This window comes from Arthrobacter sp. SAFR-179 (assembly GCF_059414945.1).
This window is the reverse complement of record NZ_JBPFDM010000010.1, coordinates 26471-50621: the sequence shown is the minus strand read 5'-3', so window position 1 is coordinate 50621 and position 24151 is coordinate 26471. Positions and strand designations below refer to the sequence as shown.

The window sequence follows — 24151 nt, the reverse complement described above, 5'->3', positions numbered from 1 at the left end:
GCCGGGTGGCACCGGAAGAAGGTCACCTGTGGGCGTGGCGCTGGTCTTCGAGATTCCCGTGGTAGCGTTCAACCACTTGAGCCGCTGGGGGTGCGGGTCAGTACATGACTTGGAACGACACTTGAGCCATCTCATGCACCTCTGGTTCGGACGAATTGATGAGCCGGAGGGAAGTATATTGAAAAGGTTTGCTTGCGCCGCTGTGGCCGGGATCTTGATTGTGGGGCTGTCTGGTTGCGGAGGCTCCTCCAGCGAGGCGGCGTCCTCTCCTTCCAGCCCACCGACACCAACGACAAGCCAAGTGACAACTCCCACACGTACTCAAACGCCCACGCCTACACCAACACCGGTGGGACCTCCAAAGAGCATCAGGGGAAACTTGATTGCGCAAGTCGGGGATACGCTTCAACTCACCAACAGGGGCGTAACGATTGTGACCATCAAAGTCACTGGGATCTCTCCTAACGCCACATGCCAATCGGACATCTTCGCACCGGTTCGGGGTCAAACCGTTGTTCTTGATATGGAGATCACGACAGCCCCTGAGCTGGCTCAGGATCAATTCCCTCAATTCACGACTATTGGCGACTGGAAGGCAGTTGCAAGTGATGGAACGACGGTGAACGGGCGCATCGACAACATCAACTGCATAGTTCCGGCCAGTAGGGTTCCGGCTCAGATCGGTCCGAGCGAGAAGGTCGTTGGCCAGATGGCGTTCGACGTGCCGCCCGGGGCCGGCACCCTCATCTGGACCCCCGGAGTGACCAGTGGATGGGAATGGACCTATCCAGCCCAGTAGCAAGCGAGACTATGGTGATTGCTGTTCAAGGTTGCCATCGGTCCGGCGGGGCTGCGCGGGATACGGCGAACAGCATGCCCAATGGCATTCCTCTAGAAGCTCTTTCCATGCGATCGCCAAGGTGGTGCCGGCAAGGCATTTGGCAGCTACAGTCCAGCTCAGCCCAGGCTCGACCAAAAGCTGCTTAACCCCATTCATCGGCCATTGCCTACGCGCCTCCTGCGTCACCGACGCGCTCGGGCTGTTCGAATCCTTTGCCCTCCATCCAAAGAACAACATCCAGGATACGTGGCAATGAGATCCGCTCCAGCTGAGCTGACCCCCCGAAGTTGCTGTAAGCGATCTTTTTTGCCCCATCATTAGATAACGCGTCATGCCACGCCCGCCAAGTTCCGGCGGAAGTACGGAATCCAGTCACGCAGGCAACAACGGAATCATAAATCGGGATAAGTCCGGGCCGTTTGCGAGCCATGACGCCAGCAGCCGTTTTTTGTCGGAGGACCGGCTTAGGATTTCTTCCATGAGGATTGCCGTTGCAGGGGGAACCGGTACAGTGGGCCGCCACGTGGTGGCCATCGCCAGGGAGCGCGGGCACCAGGTGGTCAGCCTCAGCCGCACCGAAGGAGTGGACCTGGTCAACGGGCGGGGGCTCGACCAGGCACTCCAGGATGTCGACACCGTCATCGACGTCTCCGGCATGCAGACGGTGTCCACCAAGAAGGCCGTGGATTTCTTCACCAATGCCACCCAGAACCTGCTGGCGGCGGAGAAAAAGGCCGGCGTCAAGCACCATGTTGCGCTGTCCATTGTGGGCATCGATAAAGCCGATTCAGGACTGTACGCCGGGAAGCTGGTGCAGGAGGACGAAGTCAGGCACGGCGGCATTCCCTGGACCCTCCTCCGGTCCACCCAGTTCCACGAGTTCGTGCCGATGTCCATCAAGGCCGCCTCAGTGGGCCCGCTGGTCTTCGTGCCCACCATGGTCACCCAGCCGGTGGCGGCAAAGGAGGTGGCCGCGGCCCTGGTGGACGCGGCCGAGGCCGGTCCAAAGGGACGCCTCCCGGACCTCGGCGGCCCGCGGACCGAGCAGCTGAAAGGCCTGGTCGCGGCCTACCTGGCCAAGACGCAGCAGAAAAAACGGATCGTTCCGCTGCACCTTCCCGGCCCCATGGGCAAGGCAATGCGCAACGGCGGGCTGATCCCGGCGCCGGGTTCCGCCGTCGGACGCCAGACGTTCCTGGAGTGGCTCGAAGCCATCGAGGCCGCGTAAAAGCCGACGCTATATGGGGCAGTTGCCCCATGCCCTTGCTGTGGGCCGGTCCTAATCTCGGGACATAGAGAAAAGGAGGCGGCCATGACCACCTACCAGCCGCAATCATCAGCAGCGGCAACACCGACACTTGCCGACCTTCCGCAAGACCCGGCGGAGCATTTCGCCGGCTACGCCGTCCTGGGATTACCTTTCACCAGCGGCCATTACCTGGCGTTCCGGGATTTTCCCGTGAGCTCCGTTGGCCCCGGCTACCGTTCCGTCTGGCACCGCACGCCCGGCGGCGAGTGGACCATCTACGCCAACACCGCGCCGGAGTTCAGCTGCGCACGCTACTTTGGGGCGGCCGTGCACCATACGGTGGAGACCGACGTCGACATCCAGTGGAGCGGGCCGTCCACCGCCCTGATCACGGTTCCGGGCGTCATTGACTGGCGCCTGCAGCTGGGCACCTCCGCGGCCACCTCGATGCTGACCGCCATGGCCGTGCGGATGCCCGAAAGCCTGTGGCGCAGTGAGCCCGTGCTCCACGCCATGGGAGCGTTCGCGGGGCCGCTGTTGAACGCCGGCAAGATGAAGGTCTCCGGGATGGTGCCCAACGGCCAGACGTTCCAGGCCCAGCCCCGGCAGCTGTGGATGGTGACCGATTCCCAGGCGACCATCCTGGGTGAGGACGCGGGACGGCCCGGAGCGTTGGAGGTTCAGGACCACCTGGCGGACTTCTGGCTTCCGCAACGTGGACTGTTCGGAGCGCAGGTGGGCGTGCGGTTCCCGTCCACCGCCCGTGCCGGCGGAGCAGAATCCGCCGGCGTGATCGCCGGAAAGGACAAGACGGCATAACGGCGGCGGGCCGGTCCCTACTGCCCGCCGACCCCTACTGCCCGAGGTGATGGCTTCCCTAGAATGGCACGTGTGAAGCAGCCACCGGCTGGACCCCGACGCAGTGAAGTCCTGGCCGCGCTGTCCCTCGCCATCGACCTGGGCCTGGGGCAACCGATGGAGCACATGCTGCGCTCCTGCCTGCTGGCGTTGCGGATCGCCAAGGCAGCGGGCGTTGACACCGCCGGCCAGGGCAGGCTCTACTACGCCAACCAGGTGGCATGGATCGGCTGCCACGCGGATTCCTTCGAACTGGCAGCGCTGTTCACGGACGACATCGCGTTCCGCGCCGATTACTACAACCGCGACCAGCACGGACTGCCCATGTACGCCGGCATGTTCAGCCATGCCGGCGCAGGCCTCCCGCCACTGGCCCGCTTTGCATACTGGACGCGTTTCGCCGCGACGGGCAGTGCCGCGGTGCGCAACATGATTGCCTCGCACTGCATCTCCGCCGGAGTGTTGGCCACCAATGTAGGGCTCGACGGCGGCGTGGCAGGACTGCTTGCCCACACCTTTGAGCGGTGGGACGGCAAGGGCCTGCCGGAGGGAGTAGCGGGGCCGGACATCCCGCTGGAAATGCGGATCATGCACCTCGCGGACACGGCAGAGGTGTTCCTGCGCCAGGAGGGCGTGGCTGGTGCGGTGGCCATGGTGCGGGCGCGGCGCGGCCGCCAGTTCGATCCGGCCCTGGCCGGGCTGTTCATCGACCAGGCCGGGGCGCTCACCCAAGGACTGCTCGAGGTCGACTGCTGGCAGGCGGCCCTTGACCTGGCTCCCAGCGACGCTCCCCTGTCCGGCCCCCAACTGGACGCGGTCCTCAGGGCGGTCGGTGACTTCGCCGACCTCAAATCTCCCTATACCGCCGGGCACTCTCGCGCTGTGGCTGCCCTCGCAGCCGCCGCCGGCGAGATACACGGGCTGCCGGCCGAGGACGTCACGCAGCTCCGCCGGGCAGGGTGGGTCCACGACCTGGGCCGGCTGGGAGTATCCAACCAGGTGTGGGACAAGAAGGAGCCCCTGTCCCGGGCCGACGTGGAACGTATCCATATGCATCCGTACCTGGGCGAGCGGATCCTCAGCCGCGTACCCGGGCTGAAGGGCGAGGCGGCCCTGACCGGCCTGCACCATGAGCGGCTGGACGGGTCCGGCTACCCACGCGGAATTGGCGGAACGGAGCTGGGGATCAAGCAGCGGATCCTGTCGGCCGCGGATTCCTACCATGCCTCCCTGGAACCGCGTCCGCACCGGGCCGCGCTCCCGCCGGCCGAGGCAGCTGCCAGGCTGCGGCGGGAGGTTTCAGCTGTCCGGATCAGCCGCGAGGCTGCCGACGCAGTGCTTACAGCGGCCGGCCAGCAGCCCCACCGCCGGCCTGCCGCCCCGGCCGGACTCACCCCCAGGGAAGTGGAAATCCTCGGCATGCTGTGCCGCGGAATGACTCCGGCCGAGATCGCCTCCAGCCTGTTCCTCGCCCGCAAGACCGTCCGCAACCACGTGGAGCACATCTACTCCAAGATCGGTGCAACCAACCGGGTGGGTGCCACGTTGTTCGCGGTACGGAACGGGCTGACCGATTAGACGCAGGCGACAGCGGCGCCGGCTCGGGCACCCTAGCTGACCGTGTGGATGACCCGACGCCTGCTGTGAAGGAAGAGACGGTGCTGGCGAGCTTGCTGGCGATTTCTCTGGGCTCCAGAGGAACAGCAGTGTTCTCGGATGCTTATTGTCGGTCACTCCGGGTAGCGTCGCCACCATGAGTAACGGTCACGAGGATCCAGACTTCGTAAAAATCCAGGAAGCGATCCTCCAAAAGGAAGAGGACATGAAGCCGTGGTGCCCTTCGAGCGGCGAGAATGTGGGGCGGATGATCGAGTTTCCCGGGAGCGACGAGTGGTACATCGAGTGCCCGTCCTGCGGCATGAAGTGGGCTGGTGGCGGCACCGTGCTACCTGACCATGACCGGCCGGATGCCCGCTGAATGCGTGGGGGCCGTAACGAGCCGGAGAGGCTTCGTGAGAGGCTTGGTGAAAACTGATTTTTGGGGGAGATTGTGGATATTGCGTGGATGCTTTTGCATGCGGCCGTTTTTATTGTGCCGGTGGCACTCGGGGCCACTTTGTTGTACTGGATCATTCGGCTCGGCGTAAAACACGGCCTGCGGTCCTACTATGCAGAGCCGCACCGGGACTCAGAGACTGTCATCTGAGTCCGAGGGGCTGGAAAGCCAGCTCAGTCCAGCACCCAGGCCTCAGAACCGCCCGCCCCGCTGGCCTTCCTGCGCCGCCGCAGCACCACAACCAGCATGGCAGCGCCGGCCAGGAACACAACACCAGAGCCGACGGCGACGGCCGGAAGAGCCACGTCAAAGGAACCCTTGGCAATCACGTCACCGCCTGACCCGCCGCCGTCGTCCACCGCTGCCTCTCCCCCGCCCGTGGCGACCGGCGCGGCAGTGGCGGCCGGCCCGCCGTCGAGCACTGTGAGGGACTTGGAGCGCCTGTTCACCACCACCACGGACCCGTCGCCCCGCTGAACCATCCGGGCAGGATCATCGCCCACAGCGATGGTGCGCGTGGCAGCCGCAGCGCCGGCGGGAATGACCGAGACGGTATCGTCCAGGCTGTTGCTCACGTACACGGTTCCGTCGGCAGCGGCCAGCACCTCCTGCGGCCCGGTGCCCACCGGGATCCGCCGGGCCACCGCAGTGCCGCCGGGCTCGATCACCGCAACATCGTCGGTGAGGATGTTGGCCACATAGATGGTCCCATCCGGCGCCGCCGCAATCCCGTGCGGATTGGCCTTGGCACCCATGTCAATGGTGTGTGACGGCCACGCCGCACCCGGCGGAATCACCGTGACGGTGTCGGCAAGCTGGTTGGCCGCATAGGCCGTCCCGTCTTTGGCCACGGCCACCTTTACCGGATACGGCCCGGCCTGGATGGTCCGTTGCACCCACGCCTCGCCCTGCTTCACCACGGACACCGAATTCTCGTCCGGGTTGGCCACGTACAGCGATCCCTCCGGCCCCACGGCCAGCCAGTGCTTGCCGCCGGACACCTTCATCACCTGTGAGACTTCGTCCGCGCCCGGCGCCACGATGCCGATTTCGGACTGCCCGCCATCGGCCTGCGACACGTACAGCGTCCCGTCCGGCGTGACGGCCAGCGACGTGGGAAACTGCCCGGTCCGGATGGTGCGGGACGGCACGGTCTCCCCCGGCCGGTAGGCGCTGACGCTACCGTCCCACCTGTAGTCGCTGACATACAGCGTGCCGTCCGGCCCGGACGCGACGGCCAAGGGCTGGCCGACGACGTCGATCACCTTCGGGTCGGCCGCGGACGCAGGGGCGGCGACGACGACGGAGGCCAGGAAGAGCCCGGCTGCCACACCCAGCGCTTTCCGGGCAGCCGTGAATGGCTTGGCAAACGGACGTGCAGGCTTGGATGTCATGAAATTCCCCCAAAAAGGTTGCCGACCCCCTCGGCAACCCTCCGATCCTAGCCGCCGTTGACTCCGCACGCGCGCATAAGCCGACGGGCCGCCGTCGTAATTCACGACGGCGGCCCGCGGCAAAGGTGCCTGACTCCCCTACCGTCCTGGTCTACTGTCCCGGGGCGCGGTAGGACGGCGTCTTCTTGGCGGCCTCGTCCAGGTCCTCCACGCTCAGCAGCGGCTTCAGGCGGACATTGACGCTCCCGCTGGAGTTGATCAGCAGCGACAGTGCTGCAGCACTTGCATCATCCGGCACGTCAAAGACGCCGAGGACGTCGTAGTAGCCGAAGGCATAGTAGAAGCTGTCCAGTGTTCCGCCCACGGACTTCAAAGCCTCGGTCAGCGCATCGCGGCGCCTGGTGCCGCCCTCCTGCATGAGCCCCTTGATGCCCTGGCCCATGTAGGTGGCCTCAAACAGATACTTCGGCATGGTTCGTCCTTCCCTGGATCCTCACAACGGTGTGCTGACTACGGTGTGCTGCGGCCATGCGGAAGGTATCTGCGGAGCCTGGATGCGGTTGATGCGGGATGACGTGCGCACAGAAGCCTCCTCACCTGGCTCGATGGCCGAGCAGGAGCGGCCCAGATCCGGCCCCTTATCCGTGGAAACGGGGTGAATGGCCCCGCTAAGGCTGAAGCTATTCCTCCTGCTGCAGGCAGTCAATACGCCGGGATACCTAATGGCGGCCACCTAAGAAGCAACCTGGAAGTGGGTGCACTGCCGGTCCCCCAACCTCCCGGGAATCAGCAGCCCAAGGCCGTTCGGCCCTATCAGGATGCAGCGGCGCGGCGAAGGCTGGAACAGTCAGGCGCCGGGCAGGATGCCCGCGGGCCCCGCGTCAGACATGGCAGAACTGCGGGCTCTGAGGACTCTGCGGACATGTCGATCGGGAAGGGACACCTCCAGCGACGCCGGAGAGCGGCCGCGTCCGAAGGCCCGCGCCGCGATGCCGTGCGAAAGAGCCTCCTGACTGCCGGCCCCTTGTCTTCACTCCTGTACGTGGTGTTCACCGACGCCATAGCGGCCTCCCTGTGGGACGGGTACCGCCGCACCGAACAGATGGTGAGCGAACTGTTTGCCGTCGGCTCCCCCGGCCGCGACGTCCTGGCCCCGTTCACCTGGGTGTACACGGTGTTGTTTGTTGCCTTCGGGGCAGGAGTCTGGACCTCCGTGCGCGGGAACCGGGCGTTCCGGGTGGGCGGCGGGCTGCTCACCGCCTATGGGCTGTGGAACATCATGGGAAGCATCTACCCGCTGAGGCTGGGCGATGACACGTCCATACCCATGCATATCGTCGCCACCAACATCCAGCTGGCCCTCATGGTGGCCGCCATGTGCTTCGTAGCTGCCGGATTCCGCGGCCTGATGCGCGCTTACTCAATCGTCTCGCTGGCCGTATCGGCGTTGATGGGCATGATCGCGTTCATGGCGGCGCCGGGCCCAAACCTTGTACTGGGCATCGGCGAGCGCATCAGCATCGGGGCCTTCCTGCTCTGGGTTGCTGTCCTCGGCGCCGCGCTGTGGAATCGCCCGCCGCCTATCGCTTACCGCAACCATGTGCAGTACGTTGAGCACAGGCCGTATGAATAGGCGCTGCTGGGCGCTGTTGTTCCGGCCATCTCCGCTGGAATTCCAGCCCTCAGCCCACTGCATGACCAATCGAGCCCTAGGTCAGAGCCCGGCCATGCGCCACCGGCTGGACCAGAAAGCCAACCCATGAACATCGCAGCTATTCCCCGTTCCCGTCCCGCCCCCAAGGCCCGCTGGTTCGTTCCAACCGGCCTGATCCTCCTCAGCCTCGTACCGATCCTGGCCGGCACATTTCGCCTGACCCAACTGGCGGGCGGCCAGGTAACACCGGACAACGCCAGGTTCTTCGATTCACCCCTCCCCGTGCTGATCCATATCCCCACAGTCACTCTGTATCTGGTGCTGGGCGCCTTCCAGTTCGTTCCCCCGCTCCGCCGGGGCAAGCGCGGCAGGGCCAGCTGGCACAAGGTTGCTGGCCGCATCCTCGCCCCAACAGGCCTGCTCGCCGCGCTGTCCGGCTTGTGGATGGCCGTCTTCTATGACCTGCCACCCCTGGACGGGCCGCTGCTGCTGGTCCTTCGGCTGGTGTTCGGGTCCGCGATGGTGGCGTTCATCATCCTGGGGTTCATCGCGGTGCGGCGCCGGAACTACGTTCGGCACAGCGAGTGGATGTTCCGGGCGTACGCCATCGGCATTGCCCAGGGAACCATCGTGGTGGTCACCCTCCCCTGGATCGCACTGGTGGGGCCGGTCACCGAGCTCAGCCGGGCCCTGCTGATCGGGGCGTCCTGGGTGCTCAGCCTGGCCGTGACCGAGTACTTCATCCACCGCCGCGCCCGCGGACCCGCTCCCGAAGGACAGACGCTCCGCGACGGCGCCGCGGGCCCTGAGCTGCCCGCCATCACCTAAACCCCTATAGCCCCGCACCGTGGACGGTGCCAGAATGTTGCGCACCAACTTCCTTCATCCGCCCAGGAATCAGGGCACCAAGGACGCAGCCTCATGACGTATGTCAAGGAATTGGGCGATGTGGGTCGGGATGATGTGGCCCTGGCCGGCGGCAAGGCGGTGGGCCTGGGCGGCCTCATCCAGGCCGGGCTGCCCGTGCCGCCGGGGTTTGTCCTGACTACGGCCGCCTACTCCGAGTTCGTCGCCGGGAACCACCTCGACGCGGCGATCCAGGACCTCGCCACGCTCCAGCCGAACGCGTCCCCGCAGGACTACGAGGATGCCTCCGCACAGATCAACGCGCTGTTCAGGAACGGCGCCATGCCAGCCGGAATTGCCGCGGAAGTCGAGGAAGCGTACGCGCGGCTCGGCAGCGGCACAGCAGTATCAGTCCGCTCCTCCGCCACCGCCGAAGACCTTGCCTCCGCCAGCTTCGCAGGGCAGCAGGAAACCTACCTGAACGTCCACGGCACGGAGGCACTCAGCCAGGCCGTCATCAACTGCTGGGCTTCGCTCTGGACGGCACGCGCCATGGCCTACCGTGCCCGCGAAGGGGTGCGGCCGGACCAGGTGCGGCTCGCCGTCGTGGTCCAGCAGATGGTGGAGGCGGACGCCGCCGGCGTCATGTTCACCGCCAACCCCGCCAACGGCCGCCGCGACCAAACGGTGATCAGCGCCGCCTGGGGCCTGGGCGAGGCCGTGGTCAGCGGCGCCGTCACCACGGACGATCTTGTGGTTGAGTCCGCCACGGGCCGGGTCCTCTCCCGGCAAACAGCGGACAAAGATGTCATGACCGTGCCCGCGGAGAACGGGACGGCCGAGCAGCCGGTGGCGGAAGCCCGCCGTCGTGCGCACGTCCTGGACGATGGCGCGGCAGCCGACCTGGCCCGCTACGGACAGCGGAGCGCAGACCACTTTGGCGCGCCGCAGGACATCGAATGGGCGCAGGCCGGCGGCCGGTTCTTCCTGCTGCAGTCCCGGCCCATCACGGCCCTCCCCGAACCTGCAGCCGACGTCCCCGAAACCTGGCCGGTGCCCTATCCCAAGGGCCTGTACTTCCGGGCGAGCATCGTGGAGCAGATGCCGGACCCGCTCACGCCGCTTTTCGCCGACCTCATCGACGGCTCGGTTACCCGCTCGCTGTCGGCCCTGATGAACCAGGCGCTGGGCCGCAACTCCCTGCGCGGGGGCGACGTCCGGTTCCCCACCATCAACGGCTACGCCTATTACTACTACCGCAACCTGGCCATGTTGCGGATGACGGGCCGCACGGTCCCGGCGCTGGGCGCGCTGTTCAGCGGCAAGGCGCACATGGGCATCACCGGCTGGCGCGACTACTCGCACCCGCGCTACGAACGGGTGGTCAGGGACTGGTCCGTGACCCCGACGTCGGAGCTCTCCGGCGACCGGCTGCTGGCCGGCGTGCAGGCGCTCCTGGACGCCGGCACCGTCTACTACACTGCCGTGCAGTCCATCATCCCGCTCGCCGCCATGAGCGAGCTCTCCTTCCGGGCCTTCTATGACAAGGCCGTCCGGCGCCGCGGCGATCCCCCGGCCCAGGAGTTCCTGCTGGGCTTCGACAGCGAACCCATCCGGGCGGAAAAGTCGCTGTACGACCTTGCGGGGTGGGCGTGGAGCGACCCCGCGCTGGTTGCGGCGTTGTTGGAACGGCCGACGGCGGAACTCGCCGGGTGCCAGCGGACCGGTTCCGCGCCGGAAGGGGTGGAGGACGTCCTGTGGCAGGAATGGCGCTTCACCTTCCAGGAGCACCTGGACCTCTACGGCCACGCCGTCTACAACCTGGACTTCGCCACCCCCGTACCGGCGGACCACCCGTCCGCACAGCTCGAAACGGTGAAGTTCTACCTCCGGGGGCAGGGCACCGACCCGCATGAGCGGCAGCGGCAGCTGACCGAGCGCCGGGAATCACTGACACGGGAGATGGCTGCCCGGCTGGGACCGCGCCGCCGAGCCCTGTTCCTCCGCCTGCTCCGGTGGGCGCAGGAAGCCGCGCCGATCCGCGAAGACGCGCTGGCCGACGTCGGACTGGCCTGGCCGCTGCTGCGGCGCATGCTGCTGGAACTGGGGCGGCGGCTGGTGTCCTCGGGCGTGCTTGCCGCGCCGGAGGACGTGTTCTGGCTGCGGCACCAGGAGCTGCGGAGCGCGGTCGACTTCGGCCTCGCCGAGCCCGGTCCGCGTGTGGGCGCTGCCATTACCGGGGCCGACCGTCCGGTCCGGGCCGCCGCGGTGGAGGAGCGGAAGATGCTGTGGCGGGGCCAGGCGAAGGCCGCGGCACCGCAGATGCTGCCCGAGAGCAAGTGGATGGAGCGGTCGTTCGGGTCGTGGATGCCCGCAGGCTCCAAGCACCAGTCCGGCGACGTGATCAAGGGGGCCGGTGCGAGCTCCGGCAAAGTCACCGCGCAGGCCCGAGTGCTGCGGGGCCCCGAGGATTTCGGCCTGATGCAGCCCGGTGAGGTGCTGGTTGCCCGCATCACCACTCCCGCCTGGACGCCGCTGTTCGCGATGGCGTCCGCCGTGGTGACCGACGTGGGCGGACCGCTCAGCCACAGCTCCATCGTGGCCCGCGAGTACGGCATCCCCGCCGTCCTGGGCACCGGGGTGGCGACGCAGCGGCTGGCCACCGTTCAGCAGGTCACAGTTGATGGCGACGCCGGTACGGTCACCATCAGGCATCCTGCCACCAGCGGGCAACGTTAGGAAAGAGGAGCGGGGAGGAGCATAGTTGGAAGATGACCAGTCCTTACACCCGGGGCGACTCCTTCAGCAGCGAGGCTTCCCGGAAACACATCAGGCAGGCGCTCGCGAACTACGGTGCAACGGAGGTTGCGTTCACTCAACGGGGAAACCTGAGTGCCGTGGCATTCAAGGGTGACGGGCGGCAGTTCCGGATTGTCATGCCCATACTGCAGTCCGAAGGCGCCCTGGCGATCCGCGGGGACGTCGCGGACAGCCGGCTCCACGAAGCGAACGCAAGAATCCTGGAACGCGCCAACCGCAAATCCTGGCACGCCCTGGCCCAGGCCATAGACGCCAAGCTCGGCGCGGCGGCGGCGGGCATTGCCACCCTTGAATCGGAATTCCTGGCCCATGTGGTCCTCCCCGGAAACCACACGGTGCTTGACGAACTCGAACCCGTCATCGACTCTGCCTACCGGTCCGGCCGGCGCCCGTCATTCGGCGGTCCGGATCCTTCTGCGCGTGCCGCCGAAGGCGAGGCAGATTTCCCGCAGCTCCGGGCCGTCCCGTCCCCTACGTCCCGGGGCGGCAGCTAACCGCACCGGCTTGGCGGTTGCTTGCCCGGCTACTCCCCCATGCCGGGGTGCACGGGAACGAAGTCGATCTTGTTGCCGGAGTTGGTCCGGCCCGACGGGGCCCGGTTGAACCCCTTCGCATCAAGCCCGTTCCCGGCCCGGAAGTCCGCGAGCGCCTTGTCGTAGGCGTTGTTAAGGGTCCGGCCAGAGAACTCGCCGGTGCTGCCGTCAGCGAAAGCAATCCGGATCCGCACGCCGGCCGGGTAGTGCCGGTTCATCCGGATGTAGCCGTCGGCGTCCTGCTGGAGAGTGATCATGGGAATCCGCTTTCGTTGGTGGGAGCAGTCTCAAGTTTGCCTCAAATCCTGAAGGATGCCGGACCTGCCGATGCCATACTGGGCCATGGCGATTGGGATGACGCGGCGTGGAACCTGGCTGCGGTACGGGCTGCTCTCAGCCCTGCTGGTCGCCATCCACCTGGGCACCCAGTGGTACTTTTCGGAGGGCGTTTACGAAGGCCGCGCGAACGTCCCGCTCCGGAAATTCCCGGAAAACGTGAGCGTCCTGGATCTTCTGACCTTCACGCCGATCTTCATCGGACTCAAGTTCCTGGCTTACGACTCCGCAGTGCGCTCCTTCACCAAGGGCTACAGGCCTCCCGCATTAATGGTCATCTTCATCGCCGGTTACGTGGTGGCCCTGGCGATGGACATCGCCTGCCTCACCGCGGCGGCAAAACCAATTGCAGACTCGGGGTTCGCGCTTCTGGGGCCGATTCTTCAAACGCCGTTTGTACTCTTCCTGGCCGGCGCAATCATCGCAGGTTTGGCACTGCAAAAAGACTTCCCCCCAGAGGCGCAACCGAACAACCCACGTTAACCTTCCCTCCGTACCCAAGGGAGGAGTGCGGCGGCAGGCGGGGCGCTCAGCCCTCGCAGGCCACCCCGTCGCCGTCGCCGTCCAGCCCGGACCGGTAGCCCGCAGTACCGGCATACAGCGGCGCCGCCCCGGCGGTGACCACTTCAGCGCAGTTAGCGTAATAGACAACGGTGCCGGCGGCGGCGGGAGCGACGGACGTTGGCGCCGGTTCACCCGGGCAGCCGGCCAGGATGCCCGCAATGGCATCGTGCTCCGCCTGCGTCACCCACAGGCCGTACCGGGCTTTCACGGACACCTGCCGGGCGACGTACCCGCACCGGAACCCCTTGGCGGGCGGCAACCAGGTGGCGGCGTCGCCGTCGCCCTTTTGCTGGTTGGTGGGCCCGTCGGTGGCCTGGAGGTTCAGCGGATCGTTGGCGAACACCGTCCGCTGCTCCGAGGTCAACTGCTGGGCGCCCTTTTGCCAGGCGTCGCTGAGTGCCACCACGTGGTCGATCTGCACGGCGCTGCTGGTGGTGGTGCCGCGGAGGAAGTTGATGACCGTGCCGGTGTAGGGATCGGCAAGCACTCCGGTTTTGACGGTGCAGGGGACGCTGCTGGTGAAGGTCACCTGGGTCAGGTCCCGCTGGAGGATGTCGTTACGGGTGTCGCAGCCGTTCCGGTCCACGTCCGCCCACGTCGGCCCGAACAGCGACCGCTCGTACCCCGTCTTGGGCGCCCGGCCCTTCACCGGAAGGGTGGCCAGGAGGTCTGCGGCCTCAAGCGCAGCATCCGGCCCGGCCACCGAGGTGCCGTCCAGGGCGTCGGCGGCGTTTGCCGGCAGGCTCGGAATGAAGAGCCCAAGCAGGGCGGAAAGCACGACGGCGGCCATCCAGCGGGTGCCGGACGCGGGCGTTGTTGCGGGCAAGGACGTGTAGCCGGACATGCAGGTTCCCCAGGTTGTGTGCAGGAAGGGTTTGGGGCGTCAGCCCCCCATTGCCGCTGACGCCACGGACGAGCCTAGCGTCCTGCACGTGCCTAAAATGCCGGTTCCGGCCGGAGTGGGCGAATCCTTCCCGACTCCTGCGCTTAACCTGCGACGGAGGCACGCGGTTCAGGCGTCAGATGGTTTCCCGCTTGCTCCTGCCCGTCCTTAAGGGTTCAGGGCCTTTCCAAAGACCCAGCGGTTCCATTTGCTGGGGTCTCCGCCCGGCGGCAGGCCGAGTTTGCGGACTGCCTTCTTCCACCACCGGTTGCTGAGGTAGAAGACCGCCCCGATCAGGACGAGGAGAACGGCCAGGACAACCAGGGACCAGTCCTTCGCAGCCTGGTACTCGTAGTAGCCCGGCTGGCCGTAGGCCAGTTCCCCGGAAACCAGTGGGCCTGTCACATCCAGGAAGTAGTAGAACAGCTGGAAGAACGGCATCGTCAGCAGTGTCAGCGGCACGAACACGATGGCGAAGTATTTGAGCCACAATGTGGCGCAGCGTTTGTTCCAGGCTGCCAATTGCTGTTTCTGGTCAGTGTCGAGCAACCGGTCCATACTCTCCCCCAATGAGTTCCCGCTTTGTGCACAGCTTACGGGAAGGCAAACTCCCGGACTTGAAAAGTAAGCATGCTTGCTATTAAGGTTGGGATCAGCTTCTCCGCCTGGCCCCCATCAGGCGGAGTGGTTGCCAGGAAAGCTCCGCGTACTCAAGTGCTGCGGGGCTTTTCCTGTCTGCCCTCCGACAGCAGCCAGGACGTCACGACAGCTGTTGATGTCAAACACAACGGTGGCACCCAACCGCGTGCCGCCGTCGTTCCTAATTCAGCTGGGTCCGCTCATGGACCCGCAGGCCGCACCACGATGGCCGAGCCGCACTGGTTGACCAGCGTGCCCAGGCTCGAGGCCGCGGTGGCGGTCTTCGTGCCAGTGGCTGACGTATCGGTCAGGGCGAGGGAGTTGACCTCGATGGCCGCGTTCGACTTGGCCGCGATGTTGGATGTTGCGTCGCCCAACTCAGTTGTCCCTGCCGGTGGGGTGAAGGACGTGGTGGCCGAGTTGGTACCGTTCCTGACGCCGTGCGCGGTCAACAGCAGGGCGCCCGGCGTTACCGGCGTGACGGACGGAGCCCTGACATCCGGGTAAGCCACCCCGGTGTTGTTGTCCGTGGCGGGCGTAACGTCGAGCGGTGTGGTGTTTGCCCCCTGCACCGCAACGGTCGACCAGGCGTACCGGGAAGTCGGTTCAGGCACGCTCGGTGCAGTATCGCCGGCCTGCATCACGCGGTACCAGACCGCCTGGTGCGCCGATGCAGAGCTTGCGCTGGTGAAGTCACCAACCGCTCGCGTCCAGCCAGCCGGGGCCGTGACATTGGCCGAACCGGACACCGTGACCTGCGAGAACAGGAAGACCGTGTCGCCGGGTTGCCAACCGGCAGGCAGGCCCGCCGTGTACGAACCCGCCGCCGTCAGCTCGCCGGACCCAGTGGCGGACGACCGGACGGAAACTGCTGATGTCGTCGGCGGAGGCGTCGTCGTTGTCGGCGTTGGCGTGGGGGTTGGCGTAGGTGTTGGCGTGGGAGTGGGGGTTGGCGTGGCGGTCGTTGTCGGTGTCGGCGTGGGGCTCGGCGACGGTGCCGGGCGGGTGATGGTGAATTTATCCGAATAGGTTCCGCCGGAAGCCCGGACGAATGAACCGGTCAAGGTTGTGCTTGTCACCGACACGTTCAAGAACCCGTAGGTGGGGTTGTTGTTGCTGCCCATGAAGCTCTGGAAGTACGGCGCCGTCGTCGTATTGCTCTCACTGTTGATCGACCTGCCGCCTGAACCCACGGTGGCCAGGATGGTCCCGGTCCCGGCCGCGAACTGCCCGTTGGGGTCAGTGCCGGCCACACAGTCGGGGTTGAAGCTGCTGACCGGGATGGCCGTGCAGCTGCCCTTGAGCGCCAGCGGGTAGCTGCGTGCGTACGCATGGTCGTGTGCCTGCAGGTACAGGTCAACCTTCTTGGAGACCAGCATGTTCATCAGCTCGGGGCTGGCGGCGCAGGGGTAGTTGACCATCGACAGGCAGTACATGTGCATGCCCACCACGACAAACGGGATTCCGGCTGCGCGCGCCGAGTCGATGGCCGACGTCACGAACTTGTAGCCCTGGGTGCCGGATTTGTAGGACCAGTCAAGGCCGCTGCCGCTGTACGTCAGCTTCGGGGACACCATGATCAGCCGCACCAGCGGGCTGCTGGCCGGGTAGTCGGTGTAGAACTGCTGGGCATAGTTGCCTACCGACCCGAGTTCATCCGGCAGGCACGAGGCGAATTTGGACCACACACCGTCAGGTCCGTCATCCTCGTGGTTCCCCGTGATGAATTCGTACGGCATGGTCCCGGCGTGCTGCTTGACGAACGAGCACCAGGCCGATTCCGGGGTGATCTGGGAGTAGGACAGGTCGCCAAGGTTGAAAAATGCCGAGGTTCCGGCGTTGCGTGCTGCATCGATGACCTTGCCCGTCACCGTGTTGCCGCCGGTGTCACCGGCGAACCCCAGGCTCACCGACGTTGCGGCCGAGGCCTGCGAGTCGCGTGAGGTGCCCAGGAAGGAGACATTGGCGAGCACGAGGGCGGTGCCCAGCAGGAGGGCCAGCACCGCAGTCACTGGATGGCGCATGCGCCCCTGGCCTTTCACTTGCAGCTCCATTCGGTTGCGCGGCGCAGACCGTTGTCGGCGGCGGAGAAGCCAATGACTACGGCGTTGGCACCTTGGCCTGAGACCGAAGTCGCGGACCCGGACACGCCGGTGAACTGGGCATCAGTTCCCGGCGGCAGGATCCGTGCGCTCTTGCCGATCCAGATCACCGCCTGCGGCCGCGCTGCGCGGAACGACGGCGAGCTGCCCGCGCCCACCGTCGCGCCCGCGATTGCTGATGCGGCGCTGGAGGTGGCGCCGGCGGCGGCTGCCCCGACGTCGGTGACGGCACCGGTCGCGGCCCAAGCCACGGCATGCGTTCCGTCGGCCACGCCACTCTGGCCCACTGCCTGCCCTGTTGAATCGATCCCAAGCACTACACCGCCCTTGCCGCTAAGGGTAGGCAGTGCCTTCGGAGAGCCATCCGGTCCCCAGAGGACCGGAGTGGCGTCGTCCCCCAGGGCCACGCCGCCGGCCGTGCCGTCCGGGCCGACCGCGAAGGCATGTCCACCCCGCGCACCGGAAGGCAGCGTGAGCTCGCGGGGTGCCGTGGTCACGGAAGGCCAGACGGCGGGATGCTCATCTTCGTCGGCGCCCGGCCCGTCTGAATGTTCCTCGTCGGCCACCAGCGCCCCGGCAACCACGCCGCTGTCAGACACCGCCGACGGTATCGCTATATCGCCGGGCTTGACCGGGAGTGGATGGTACTGGCCGTCCTGCCACCACCAGCCCACCAGCACTTCGTTTGCGGCGTCATACCCCGTGCCAACCACCACTCCCGACGAGTTAACCGACGCCGGGGCCGCGGCCTGGAGTGGGATGGCAAGCTGCGTGGGTTGACCGTTCCGCCAGAGCACCGGTGCCGACTCGCCTGCCGCCGTGTCGGCGAGGCCGACCACCAGGCCGTTGCCGCTCGAGGCGACGGCGTTGCTGCCCCGGCCGCCGAGTCCGGGAAGGAGTTTCGGGGTGCAGTTCGTGGCCGCAGGTAGATCAGGACCGGCCGCGGTGGCAGCAACCGGCAGCATCACCATGCCACCCTCAGCGGCCAACAGGAGTGCCGTCAACAGTGCCCCGGGCCGGGCGTCCTTTGACCTGGCAAGCCAGGACGGCCTGCCTCCGCGGCCGGGAGAATCCTTGGCGAAAAATTTTGGCTCTGACACTTTTGCTCCCCGGAGTAAAACCCCATGTCGCCAGCAGCATCTGCTGCAACGCAATCAGCCTTTGCTTAGCCGCACTGTCTTTCGAGACTAGGTTTCGGCCAAGCAGCAGTCACGAGTAACAGGTACTTGCTTCGGGGATTAGGGGGTACTTACGCCGGCGACCTTCCTGCAAAACCCCTACGGCGGCACCCAAGCCGGGTGCCGCCGTCGTCCGTCCTGCCGCAAAGGCTCCTATTTGAGCTTCGGCACCAGTACGGGTGTGTTCCTCTTGTACTCCTCGTAGTCCGCCTGGCCGCCCCATTTCTTGTCCGCCTTCTTCTCCAGGGGCGGCACGCCGCTGCCCTTGATCAGCAGCAGGGCCACGAAGACCGGGGAAACCAGGGCGGCCCACTGCCAGCCCTGCAGGACTGGCAGGGCGATGATGGCTACGCCCACCCAGAGGGTGATTTCGCCGAAGTAGTTGGGGTGGCGGGACCTGGACCAGAGGCCGGTGCTGATGAAACGGCCCTTGTTGGCGGGGTTGTCCTTGAAGCGGTTCTTCTGCACATCCGCCAGGGTCTCAATGGTGATGCCCGCGGCCCACACCAGCAGGCCCACCCAGAAGAACCCGTCCAGGCCAACCTTCGTGTCCGAGGTGATGGCCACCCAGGCCAGCGCCGCCGTGAGGACCACCCACAGGCCCTGGATGGTCCACGTGTTCAGGTACCGGAAGAAGTCCGGCTTGAGTTCATCGAAGCGGTCGTCCTTGCCGTGCTTGCTGATCCGCAGGAACAGGAAACTACCCAGCCGCGCGGCCCACAGCACCACCATGGCCGCCACCAGCATGCCGCGCGCGTCCACGCCCGGGCTGGCGAGCACCAGGAAGACCGTGATGGAAATGTAGGTCAGGGCACCGGTGAGATCGTAAAACTTCTCCGTCTGCGCTTTGTAGGACGGAATGAACACCAGCCACTGGATGACGAATGCGATGGCAACCCCCAGCGCGAATACCGGCAACCCGCCGATCCGGGACCCGCCCTGGCTGCCGGCCAGCGCAATGAGTACTGCCACCACCACGGCAATGACGGTACTGATGAGGGCCTTGCGGCTCTTTTCGTTCACGGACTGGTTCCTTTCCCCTGGCCTGCCGCGCTCTGCTGCACGGCCGGTCCCATCGCGCCCGGGGGCACATTCACATTCAACTACGCATGGCGCAGTCCTCTTAGTCTTCGGAGCGGGGACAGGTTTGTATGGGTCAAGCAATCCGCCGGGTACAACGGCAGCGAACAGCTTGTGGAACCGTTACCGACGCAAGGAGCCCTGCATGAGCCCCCGCACCAAGAACTGGCTGACCACCTACGTTGTCAGCGCCCTGATTTTCGCGGTGCTGGACGTGGCGTGGATCCTGCTGGTGGCCAACCCGCTGTACCAGAACCAGATCGGCCACCTCCTGGCAGCAAAGGCCAACCTGCCCGGCGCGGTCCTCTTCTACGTCATTTTCGTGGCGGGGATGGTGCACTACGGCGTCCGGCCCAACAGCCCTGGGCTCACACTGCGGCAGCGGGTCACGGGCGCCGCCCTGTTCGGGTTCTTCACCTACGCCACATGGGCACTGACCGGGTTCGCCGTGCTGAAGGATTTCACCGCCCTGGTGGCTGCCACGGACATTCTCTGGGGAGCCGCGGCCTGCAGCGTGGTCACCTGGATTTCGGCTACTGTGCTGCGCGGCCGGCTGGCAAAGGTTGCCGAGGCCTGAACCTGCTTCGCGCACACACCCGCGTCACGCAGGGCAGACTTTGGACCTGCCCCCGGGGAGGAAACCGCGGAAAGCCGGGGGCCGGCGTCGTCCATTGGCGTGAAAGCATGCTCAGCGTGACGCAAGGAACGCACAAACTGGCCCAGTTTTCACGGTCAAGCCTTCAAAACCCGCGGCTCCCACCGCAATCGGTCCGTCAAAACTGGGCCACTCTGACACGGCCCGGCGCAGGAGTCAGCCGAACAGCGCCGTTACCTGGGTCAGCGTCTGGAAAACCCCATAGGCCAGCGGGATCCCCACCAGGACCCATGCCACGACCAGTCTGCCGGTGGACTTCTTGTGGGCCGGCTCTTGTGCGCCGTGGTTGTGTGCAGTGCTGCTCATTTCAGGCCTCCCTGGGAAGTTTCGTGCCGCTCGGGGCGGCTTTCGTGGAACCGTGCGTCGACGGGCTTGACCAGCAGGTTGGCCAGGAAGCCCACCACCAGCAGCCCCACCATGGTCAGCAGCGCGGGCTGGTAGGACACGGCATTCAGCTGGCCGGGCTTGCCCTGCGCGTCCAGGATGCTGTTGACGATCAAGGGCCCGGCCACCCCGGCCGCGGACCATGCCGTCAGGAGCCGGCCGTGGATGGCACCCACCTGGTACGTACCGAAGAGGTCCCGGAGGTAAGCCGGCACGGTGGCAAACCCGCCTCCGTAGAACGAGATGATGATGAAGGCGAGCACCACGTAAAGGGCAGTGGCGGTGGACCCGGCAAACGCCAGCACCGTATACAGCACGGCGCCCACGCCCAGGTACATCATGTAGATGCGCTTGCGCCCGGTGACGTCGGAGGTGGCGGACCAGGCGAACCGGCCCGACATGTTGCCGATGGACAGCAGCCCCACGAATCCCGCAGCGACGCCGGCACTCACCAGGGACTTGCCGTCGGACTGCCGGAAGAAGTCCTGGATCATGGGCGCAGCCTGTTCCAGGATGCCGATGCCCGCCGTGACATTGCAGAACAGCGCCACCCACACCAGCCAGAACTGCCTGGTCTTGATGGCGTTCTTCGCGGAGACGTTCTCCGTGGTCACCAGCTTGGCCGCCTTGACTTTGGCGGGGTCGAACCCGGCGGGCCGCCAGCCGTCCGCGGGCACCCGAACGGTGAACGCGCCGAACAGCATGTAGGCGAGATAGACGACGGCGAGGGTCAGGAAGAGCTTGCCCACGGCGTCGCCGCTGGCCACCCAGCCCTGGCCGCCGGAGTTGGGATCGTAGGCCCTGAGCAGGGCCTGGGATACCGGGCTGGCGATCAGTGCGCCGCCGCCGAAGCCCATGATCGCCATGCCGGTGGCCAGGCCGGGCCGGTCCGGGAACCACTTGATCAGCGTGGACACCGGCGAGATGTAGCCGATGCCCAGGCCGATGCCGCCCACCACGCCGTATCCGAGGTACACGAGCCACAACTGGCGCGAGAAGATGCCCAGCGAGCCGATCAGGAACCCGCCCGCCCAGAACATCGCCGAGGTAAACATCGCCTTGCGGGGTCCGTTGGTGTCCACCCAGGTCCCCATGACCGCGGCGGAAAGGCCCAGCATCACGATGGCGATGGAGAAGATCACCCCGATTTCCGTCAGGCTGGCGCCGAAGTGCTTGACCAGCGCGGTCTTGTACACGCTGGTGGCATACGCCTGGCCGATGCAGAGGTGGACGGCGAGCGCGGCCGGCGGCACCAGCCAGCGGTTGAAGCCCGGTGGGGCGATGGAGTGGTCACGGTCCAGGAAGCCCATGGTGATTCCCTTTACTTCTCGATGACGTCGATGTCTGATCGATCCAGAGGCGAAAGGCCCTGTTGAACCCGGGCCCCTTACCTTGGGCAATCATCATGCAAATCATCAGCAAACGTACTGTTGGCGCGCCGAGCGGCAGGAAATGCGCGGCGAGCGGCTGGTTGGCTGGGGCGCTTCCCGGTTAGCCCTGCACCCGCTGACGGTAGTTCCGTGGCGTCTCGCCGGCGTCATTGAGGAAGTGCCGGTTGAAGTTGGACAGGTTGGAAAAGCCCACCTCATAGCAAATCTCAGACACGGGCTTATCGGTGCGCTCCAGCAGGCGCCGGGCGTGGGCCAGGCGGAGTTTGCGGACCAGGTCGCTGAAGTTCTGCCCCGTGGCCCGTTTGAAGTACTTGGAAAAGGTGGGCTCCGGCATCCCCACCAGCGCGGCGGCCTCGGACATCCGCACGCTGCCGGCGTGGTTGCTGAACACGTACTCCAGGACAAGATCGACGACGGCGGCGGCCTGGCTGTCCAGCTGCGGCCGGAACCACTCTTCCGCAAGGTAGCGCCGCTCCCCTTCCGGGGCACCGGCCAGGATTCCGAACAGCTCGAACAGGTGCTGGAGCCGGGCGAGACCGGTGGTGGATCCCATGGCTTCAATGGCTTCGGCGGCCGCCAGCGCAGACTGCCCCAGGAATTCGATCCCCCGCGCCGACTGTTCCAGCAGCGGCTTCACCTCGGCCAGTTCGGGGACCAGGGCCGAGGCCTGCTCAACCCATTTGCCGTCGAACTGGATCACCGCGTCCCGGTTCTCCAGCACCTCGCCGGGCTCCAGGTCGCTGACCCAGTCGTGCGGGAGCCCGGAGCCGACCAGCGACACGTGCCCTGCCTCGAAGGTGCCGATGTGGTCCCCCACGATGAACTTTCCCATGCCCTTGCGGATCAGGTGGATCTCATACTCGGGATGGTAGTTCCACCGCGCCACCGGGCTGGGGTAGCTGTGCTGGTGCCACCGGACGGAGTGATTGGGATCCGGCGGGATCACCTCACGGTTGGCCCGCATTCCCAGTAGCCTCTCGGCCAGCCTGGCGGTGGCTCCGTGGGCGGTGTCCGCGCTGGTCATGGTGCTCTCCCGTGCATCCGGTGGTTATGAATTCCGGACGGCTCCCCGGCCGCCTTTCCCCAGAGTAGCGCCTGCGGCCTCCCGGCGGGACGGAAAATAAGTATCAGAAACAGGCAACCAGGGCGCTAGTTGTGGCCTATGGCCCGGCCCTAATCTTGAGGAACACCGAACGTCCTCCGGCTTCCCGAAAAGCCCGGAGCCGCCCCAAGCCTCTCCCCCGGCGCAGCCGCCGGCGGACCGTGCAGTTCATGGGAACACCTCGTCCCGTGAACGGCACACGCAATCCCTTGAAGAACAAAGGAGTCCTTAATGCGCCCAAAAATGCGCGCTGCGAGCCTGGCCGCCGGCGCTTTGTGCGTCGCGCTGAGTGCCTCGGCCTGTGCAGGGGCCGGCGGAGGAAACGCCGCCGGAGACCCGAACAGCATCAACGTCCTGATGGTCAACAACCCCCAGATGGAGGACCTCCAGCGGCTCACCGCGGACAACTTCACCAAGGAAACCGGCATCAAGGTCAACTACACGATCCTGCCGGAGAACGATGTCCGCGCCAAGATCAGCCAGGAGTTCTCCAGCCAGGCCGGCCAGTACGACGTCGCGTCCCTGTCCAACTACGAAATCCCGTTCTACTCCGCCAACGGCTGGCTCGCCCCGCTGGACGCGGTGGCCAAAGATCCCGCATTCGAACAGGACGACATCCTCCCCGCCTACACCGCCTCCCTTACCGGCACGGACGGGAAGCTCTACGGCGAACCCTTCTACGGCGAGTCCTCCTTCCTCATGTACCGGAAGGACATCCTGGACGCCAAGGGGCTCACCATGCCGGAGAAGCCAACCTGGGACGAGGTGGCAGACATCGCCGCGAAGGCCGACGGCGCCGCACCCGGCATGAAGGGCATCTGCCTCCGTGGCCAGCCTGGCTGGGGCCAGGTCTTCGCCCCGCTCACCACCGTGGTGAACACCTTCGGCGGCACCTGGTTCGACAAGGACTGGAACGCCCAGGTCAATTCCCCAGAGTTCACCGCGGCCACCGATTTCTACACCAAACTGGTCCGCGAGCATGGTGAAGCGGGTGCCGCCCAGGCCGGCTTCACGGAGTGCCTGAACAACATGAGCCAGGGCAAGGTGGCCATGTGGTACGACGCCACCTCCGCCGCCGGAGCCCTCGAAGCCGACGCCTCCCCCGTCAAGGGCAAGATCGGCTACGCCCAGGCACCGGTGAAGGAAACCTCGTCCTCCGGCTGGCTGTGGACCTGGTCCTGGGCGGCGCAGGCTGCCTCGAAGAAACAGGACGCGGCCGCCAGGTTCATCGCCTGGGCCAGCTCCAAGGACTACGAGCAGCTCGTGGCCGCCAAGCTCGGCTGGGCCAAGGTCCCCTCCGGCAAGCGCATCTCCACCTACGAGAACACCGACTTCCAGAAGGCCGCGCCGTTCTTCAAGGCCGAACGCTTCGCCATTGAGAACGCCGATCCCAAGAACCCCGGCACCCAGCCGCGTCCCGCCGTCGGCATCCAATTCGTGGGCATCCCCGAGTTCGCGGCGCTGGGCACCAACGTCTCGCAGGGCGTCAGCTCCGTCATCGCCGGCCAGGGCACCGTGGCCGACGCGCTGGCCAAGGGCCAGGAAGCGGCCCAAAAAATCGGCAACAAGTACAAGCAGCCCTAACC

The 24151-nt window shown here is 66.1% G+C and carries 24 protein-coding genes; 12 read left to right on the top strand and 12 right to left on the bottom strand.

The features are described 5' to 3' along the window. Positions 1-433: 433 nt before the first annotated feature. Positions 434-799: a hypothetical protein gene (locus ACR65K_RS15320; protein WP_440153796.1), complete on the top strand. Its 366-nt coding sequence runs from the start codon at positions 434-436 to the stop codon at positions 797-799. A 208-nt stretch (positions 800-1007) separates the two neighbouring features. Here the strand turns inward: ACR65K_RS15320 and ACR65K_RS15315 are convergent, their stop codons facing one another. Continuing rightward, positions 1008-1364 (bottom strand): DUF6308 family protein, encoded by a 357-nt coding sequence (locus tag ACR65K_RS15315; protein ID WP_440153795.1) that lies wholly within the window; start codon positions 1362-1364, stop codon positions 1008-1010. On the opposite strand from ACR65K_RS15315, the gene ACR65K_RS15310 reads away from it, so the two are divergent. The 4 genes from ACR65K_RS15310 to ACR65K_RS15295 all read left to right on the top strand — a co-directional run bounded on the left by ACR65K_RS15310 (position 1320) and on the right by ACR65K_RS15295 (position 4926). Beyond that, positions 1320-2069 carry an SDR family oxidoreductase gene (locus tag ACR65K_RS15310; RefSeq protein ID WP_440153794.1) on the top strand — a complete coding sequence of 250 codons (750 nt, stop codon included), beginning with the start codon at positions 1320-1322 and terminating at the stop codon, positions 2067-2069. The genes ACR65K_RS15315 and ACR65K_RS15310 overlap by 45 nt on opposite strands. Positions 2070-2153: 84 nt before the next feature. Continuing rightward, on the top strand, positions 2154-2909 hold the full coding sequence (locus ACR65K_RS15305) for a hypothetical protein (protein ID WP_440153793.1): 756 nt from the start codon (positions 2154-2156) through the stop codon (positions 2907-2909). A gap of 72 nt (positions 2910-2981) precedes the next feature. After that, the gene (locus ACR65K_RS15300; RefSeq protein WP_440153791.1) at positions 2982-4526 is read left to right on the top strand and encodes an HD domain-containing phosphohydrolase; all 1545 of its coding nucleotides are present in this window, start codon (positions 2982-2984) and stop codon (positions 4524-4526) included. Positions 4527-4701: 175 nt separating this feature from the next. Further along, the gene (locus tag ACR65K_RS15295) at positions 4702-4926 is read left to right on the top strand and encodes a hypothetical protein (protein WP_440153790.1); all 225 of its coding nucleotides are present in this window, start codon (positions 4702-4704) and stop codon (positions 4924-4926) included. Positions 4927-5177: 251 nt separating this feature from the next. Here the strand turns inward: ACR65K_RS15295 and ACR65K_RS15290 are convergent, their stop codons facing one another. Then, a complete protein-coding gene (locus ACR65K_RS15290; protein WP_440153788.1) occupies positions 5178-6398 on the bottom strand; it encodes a Vgb family protein in 1221 nt (406 codons plus the stop codon). 151 nt (positions 6399-6549) lie between these two features. After that, positions 6550-6870 (bottom strand): GYD domain-containing protein, encoded by a 321-nt coding sequence (locus tag ACR65K_RS15285; protein WP_142030459.1) that lies wholly within the window; start codon positions 6868-6870, stop codon positions 6550-6552. 450 nt (positions 6871-7320) lie between these two features. On the opposite strand from ACR65K_RS15285, the gene ACR65K_RS15280 reads away from it, so the two are divergent. The 4 genes from ACR65K_RS15280 to ACR65K_RS15265 all read left to right on the top strand — a co-directional run bounded on the left by ACR65K_RS15280 (position 7321) and on the right by ACR65K_RS15265 (position 12212). After that, positions 7321-8031, top strand: a complete 711-nt coding sequence (locus tag ACR65K_RS15280) for a DUF998 domain-containing protein (RefSeq protein ID WP_440153786.1) — start codon at positions 7321-7323, stop codon at positions 8029-8031. Between the two features lie 126 nt (positions 8032-8157). Then, positions 8158-8880, top strand: coding sequence for a DUF2306 domain-containing protein (locus ACR65K_RS15275; RefSeq protein WP_440153785.1), 723 nt, complete (start codon positions 8158-8160; stop codon positions 8878-8880). 93 nt (positions 8881-8973) lie between these two features. Next, positions 8974-11637: a PEP/pyruvate-binding domain-containing protein gene (locus ACR65K_RS15270; protein WP_440153784.1), complete on the top strand. Its 2664-nt coding sequence runs from the start codon at positions 8974-8976 to the stop codon at positions 11635-11637. Between the two features lie 32 nt (positions 11638-11669). After that, entirely contained in the window at positions 11670-12212 is a 543-nt protein-coding gene (locus ACR65K_RS15265; protein ID WP_440153783.1) for a hypothetical protein, read from the top strand. Positions 12213-12241: 29 nt separating this feature from the next. Here the strand turns inward: ACR65K_RS15265 and ACR65K_RS15260 are convergent, their stop codons facing one another. Beyond that, positions 12242-12508 (bottom strand): hypothetical protein, encoded by a 267-nt coding sequence (locus tag ACR65K_RS15260; protein ID WP_440153782.1) that lies wholly within the window; start codon positions 12506-12508, stop codon positions 12242-12244. A gap of 55 nt (positions 12509-12563) precedes the next feature. Here ACR65K_RS15260 and ACR65K_RS15255 point away from each other — a divergent pair, with 55 nt between their 5' ends. Next, positions 12564-13070, top strand: a complete 507-nt coding sequence (locus tag ACR65K_RS15255) for a hypothetical protein (RefSeq protein ID WP_440153781.1) — start codon at positions 12564-12566, stop codon at positions 13068-13070. Positions 13071-13116: 46 nt separating this feature from the next. On the opposite strand, the gene ACR65K_RS15250 is transcribed toward ACR65K_RS15255, so the two are convergent. From ACR65K_RS15250 to ACR65K_RS15230, 5 genes are all read right to left on the bottom strand, one after another. Beyond that, the gene (locus tag ACR65K_RS15250; RefSeq protein ID WP_056332819.1) at positions 13117-13995 is read right to left on the bottom strand and encodes a GmrSD restriction endonuclease domain-containing protein; all 879 of its coding nucleotides are present in this window, start codon (positions 13993-13995) and stop codon (positions 13117-13119) included. 207 nt (positions 13996-14202) lie between these two features. Next, the gene (locus tag ACR65K_RS15245; protein ID WP_440153779.1) at positions 14203-14592 is read right to left on the bottom strand and encodes a hypothetical protein; all 390 of its coding nucleotides are present in this window, start codon (positions 14590-14592) and stop codon (positions 14203-14205) included. A 281-nt stretch (positions 14593-14873) separates the two neighbouring features. Beyond that, entirely contained in the window at positions 14874-16697 is a 1824-nt protein-coding gene (locus tag ACR65K_RS15240; RefSeq protein ID WP_440153777.1) for a metallophosphoesterase, read from the bottom strand. 14 nt (positions 16698-16711) lie between these two features. Further along, entirely contained in the window at positions 16712-17875 is a 1164-nt protein-coding gene (locus tag ACR65K_RS15235) for a hypothetical protein (RefSeq protein ID WP_440153775.1), read from the bottom strand. Positions 17876-18106: 231 nt separating this feature from the next. Further along, positions 18107-18976, bottom strand: a complete 870-nt coding sequence (locus ACR65K_RS15230; RefSeq protein ID WP_440153773.1) for a DUF1295 domain-containing protein — start codon at positions 18974-18976, stop codon at positions 18107-18109. Positions 18977-19178: 202 nt separating this feature from the next. Between ACR65K_RS15230 and ACR65K_RS15225 the strand changes: the two genes are divergently transcribed. Continuing rightward, positions 19179-19610 carry a DUF2177 family protein gene (locus ACR65K_RS15225; protein ID WP_440153772.1) on the top strand — a complete coding sequence of 144 codons (432 nt, stop codon included), beginning with the start codon at positions 19179-19181 and terminating at the stop codon, positions 19608-19610. Positions 19611-19844: 234 nt separating this feature from the next. On the opposite strand, the gene ACR65K_RS15220 is transcribed toward ACR65K_RS15225, so the two are convergent. The 3 genes from ACR65K_RS15220 to ACR65K_RS15210 all read right to left on the bottom strand — a co-directional run bounded on the left by ACR65K_RS15220 (position 19845) and on the right by ACR65K_RS15210 (position 22487). After that, complete coding sequence (locus ACR65K_RS15220) at positions 19845-19994, bottom strand: MFS transporter small subunit (RefSeq protein WP_440153770.1); 150 nt, start codon at positions 19992-19994, stop codon at positions 19845-19847. Next, positions 19991-21382 (bottom strand): OFA family MFS transporter, encoded by a 1392-nt coding sequence (locus ACR65K_RS15215; RefSeq protein ID WP_440153768.1) that lies wholly within the window; start codon positions 21380-21382, stop codon positions 19991-19993. The genes ACR65K_RS15220 and ACR65K_RS15215 overlap by 4 nt, the downstream gene beginning before the upstream one ends. A gap of 181 nt (positions 21383-21563) precedes the next feature. After that, positions 21564-22487 carry an AraC family transcriptional regulator gene (locus ACR65K_RS15210; RefSeq protein WP_440153766.1) on the bottom strand — a complete coding sequence of 308 codons (924 nt, stop codon included), beginning with the start codon at positions 22485-22487 and terminating at the stop codon, positions 21564-21566. Positions 22488-22796: 309 nt separating this feature from the next. Here ACR65K_RS15210 and ACR65K_RS15205 point away from each other — a divergent pair, with 309 nt between their 5' ends. After that, positions 22797-24149 (top strand): ABC transporter substrate-binding protein, encoded by a 1353-nt coding sequence (locus tag ACR65K_RS15205; protein ID WP_440153764.1) that lies wholly within the window; start codon positions 22797-22799, stop codon positions 24147-24149. The last annotated feature ends 2 nt before the right edge of the window (positions 24150-24151 follow it).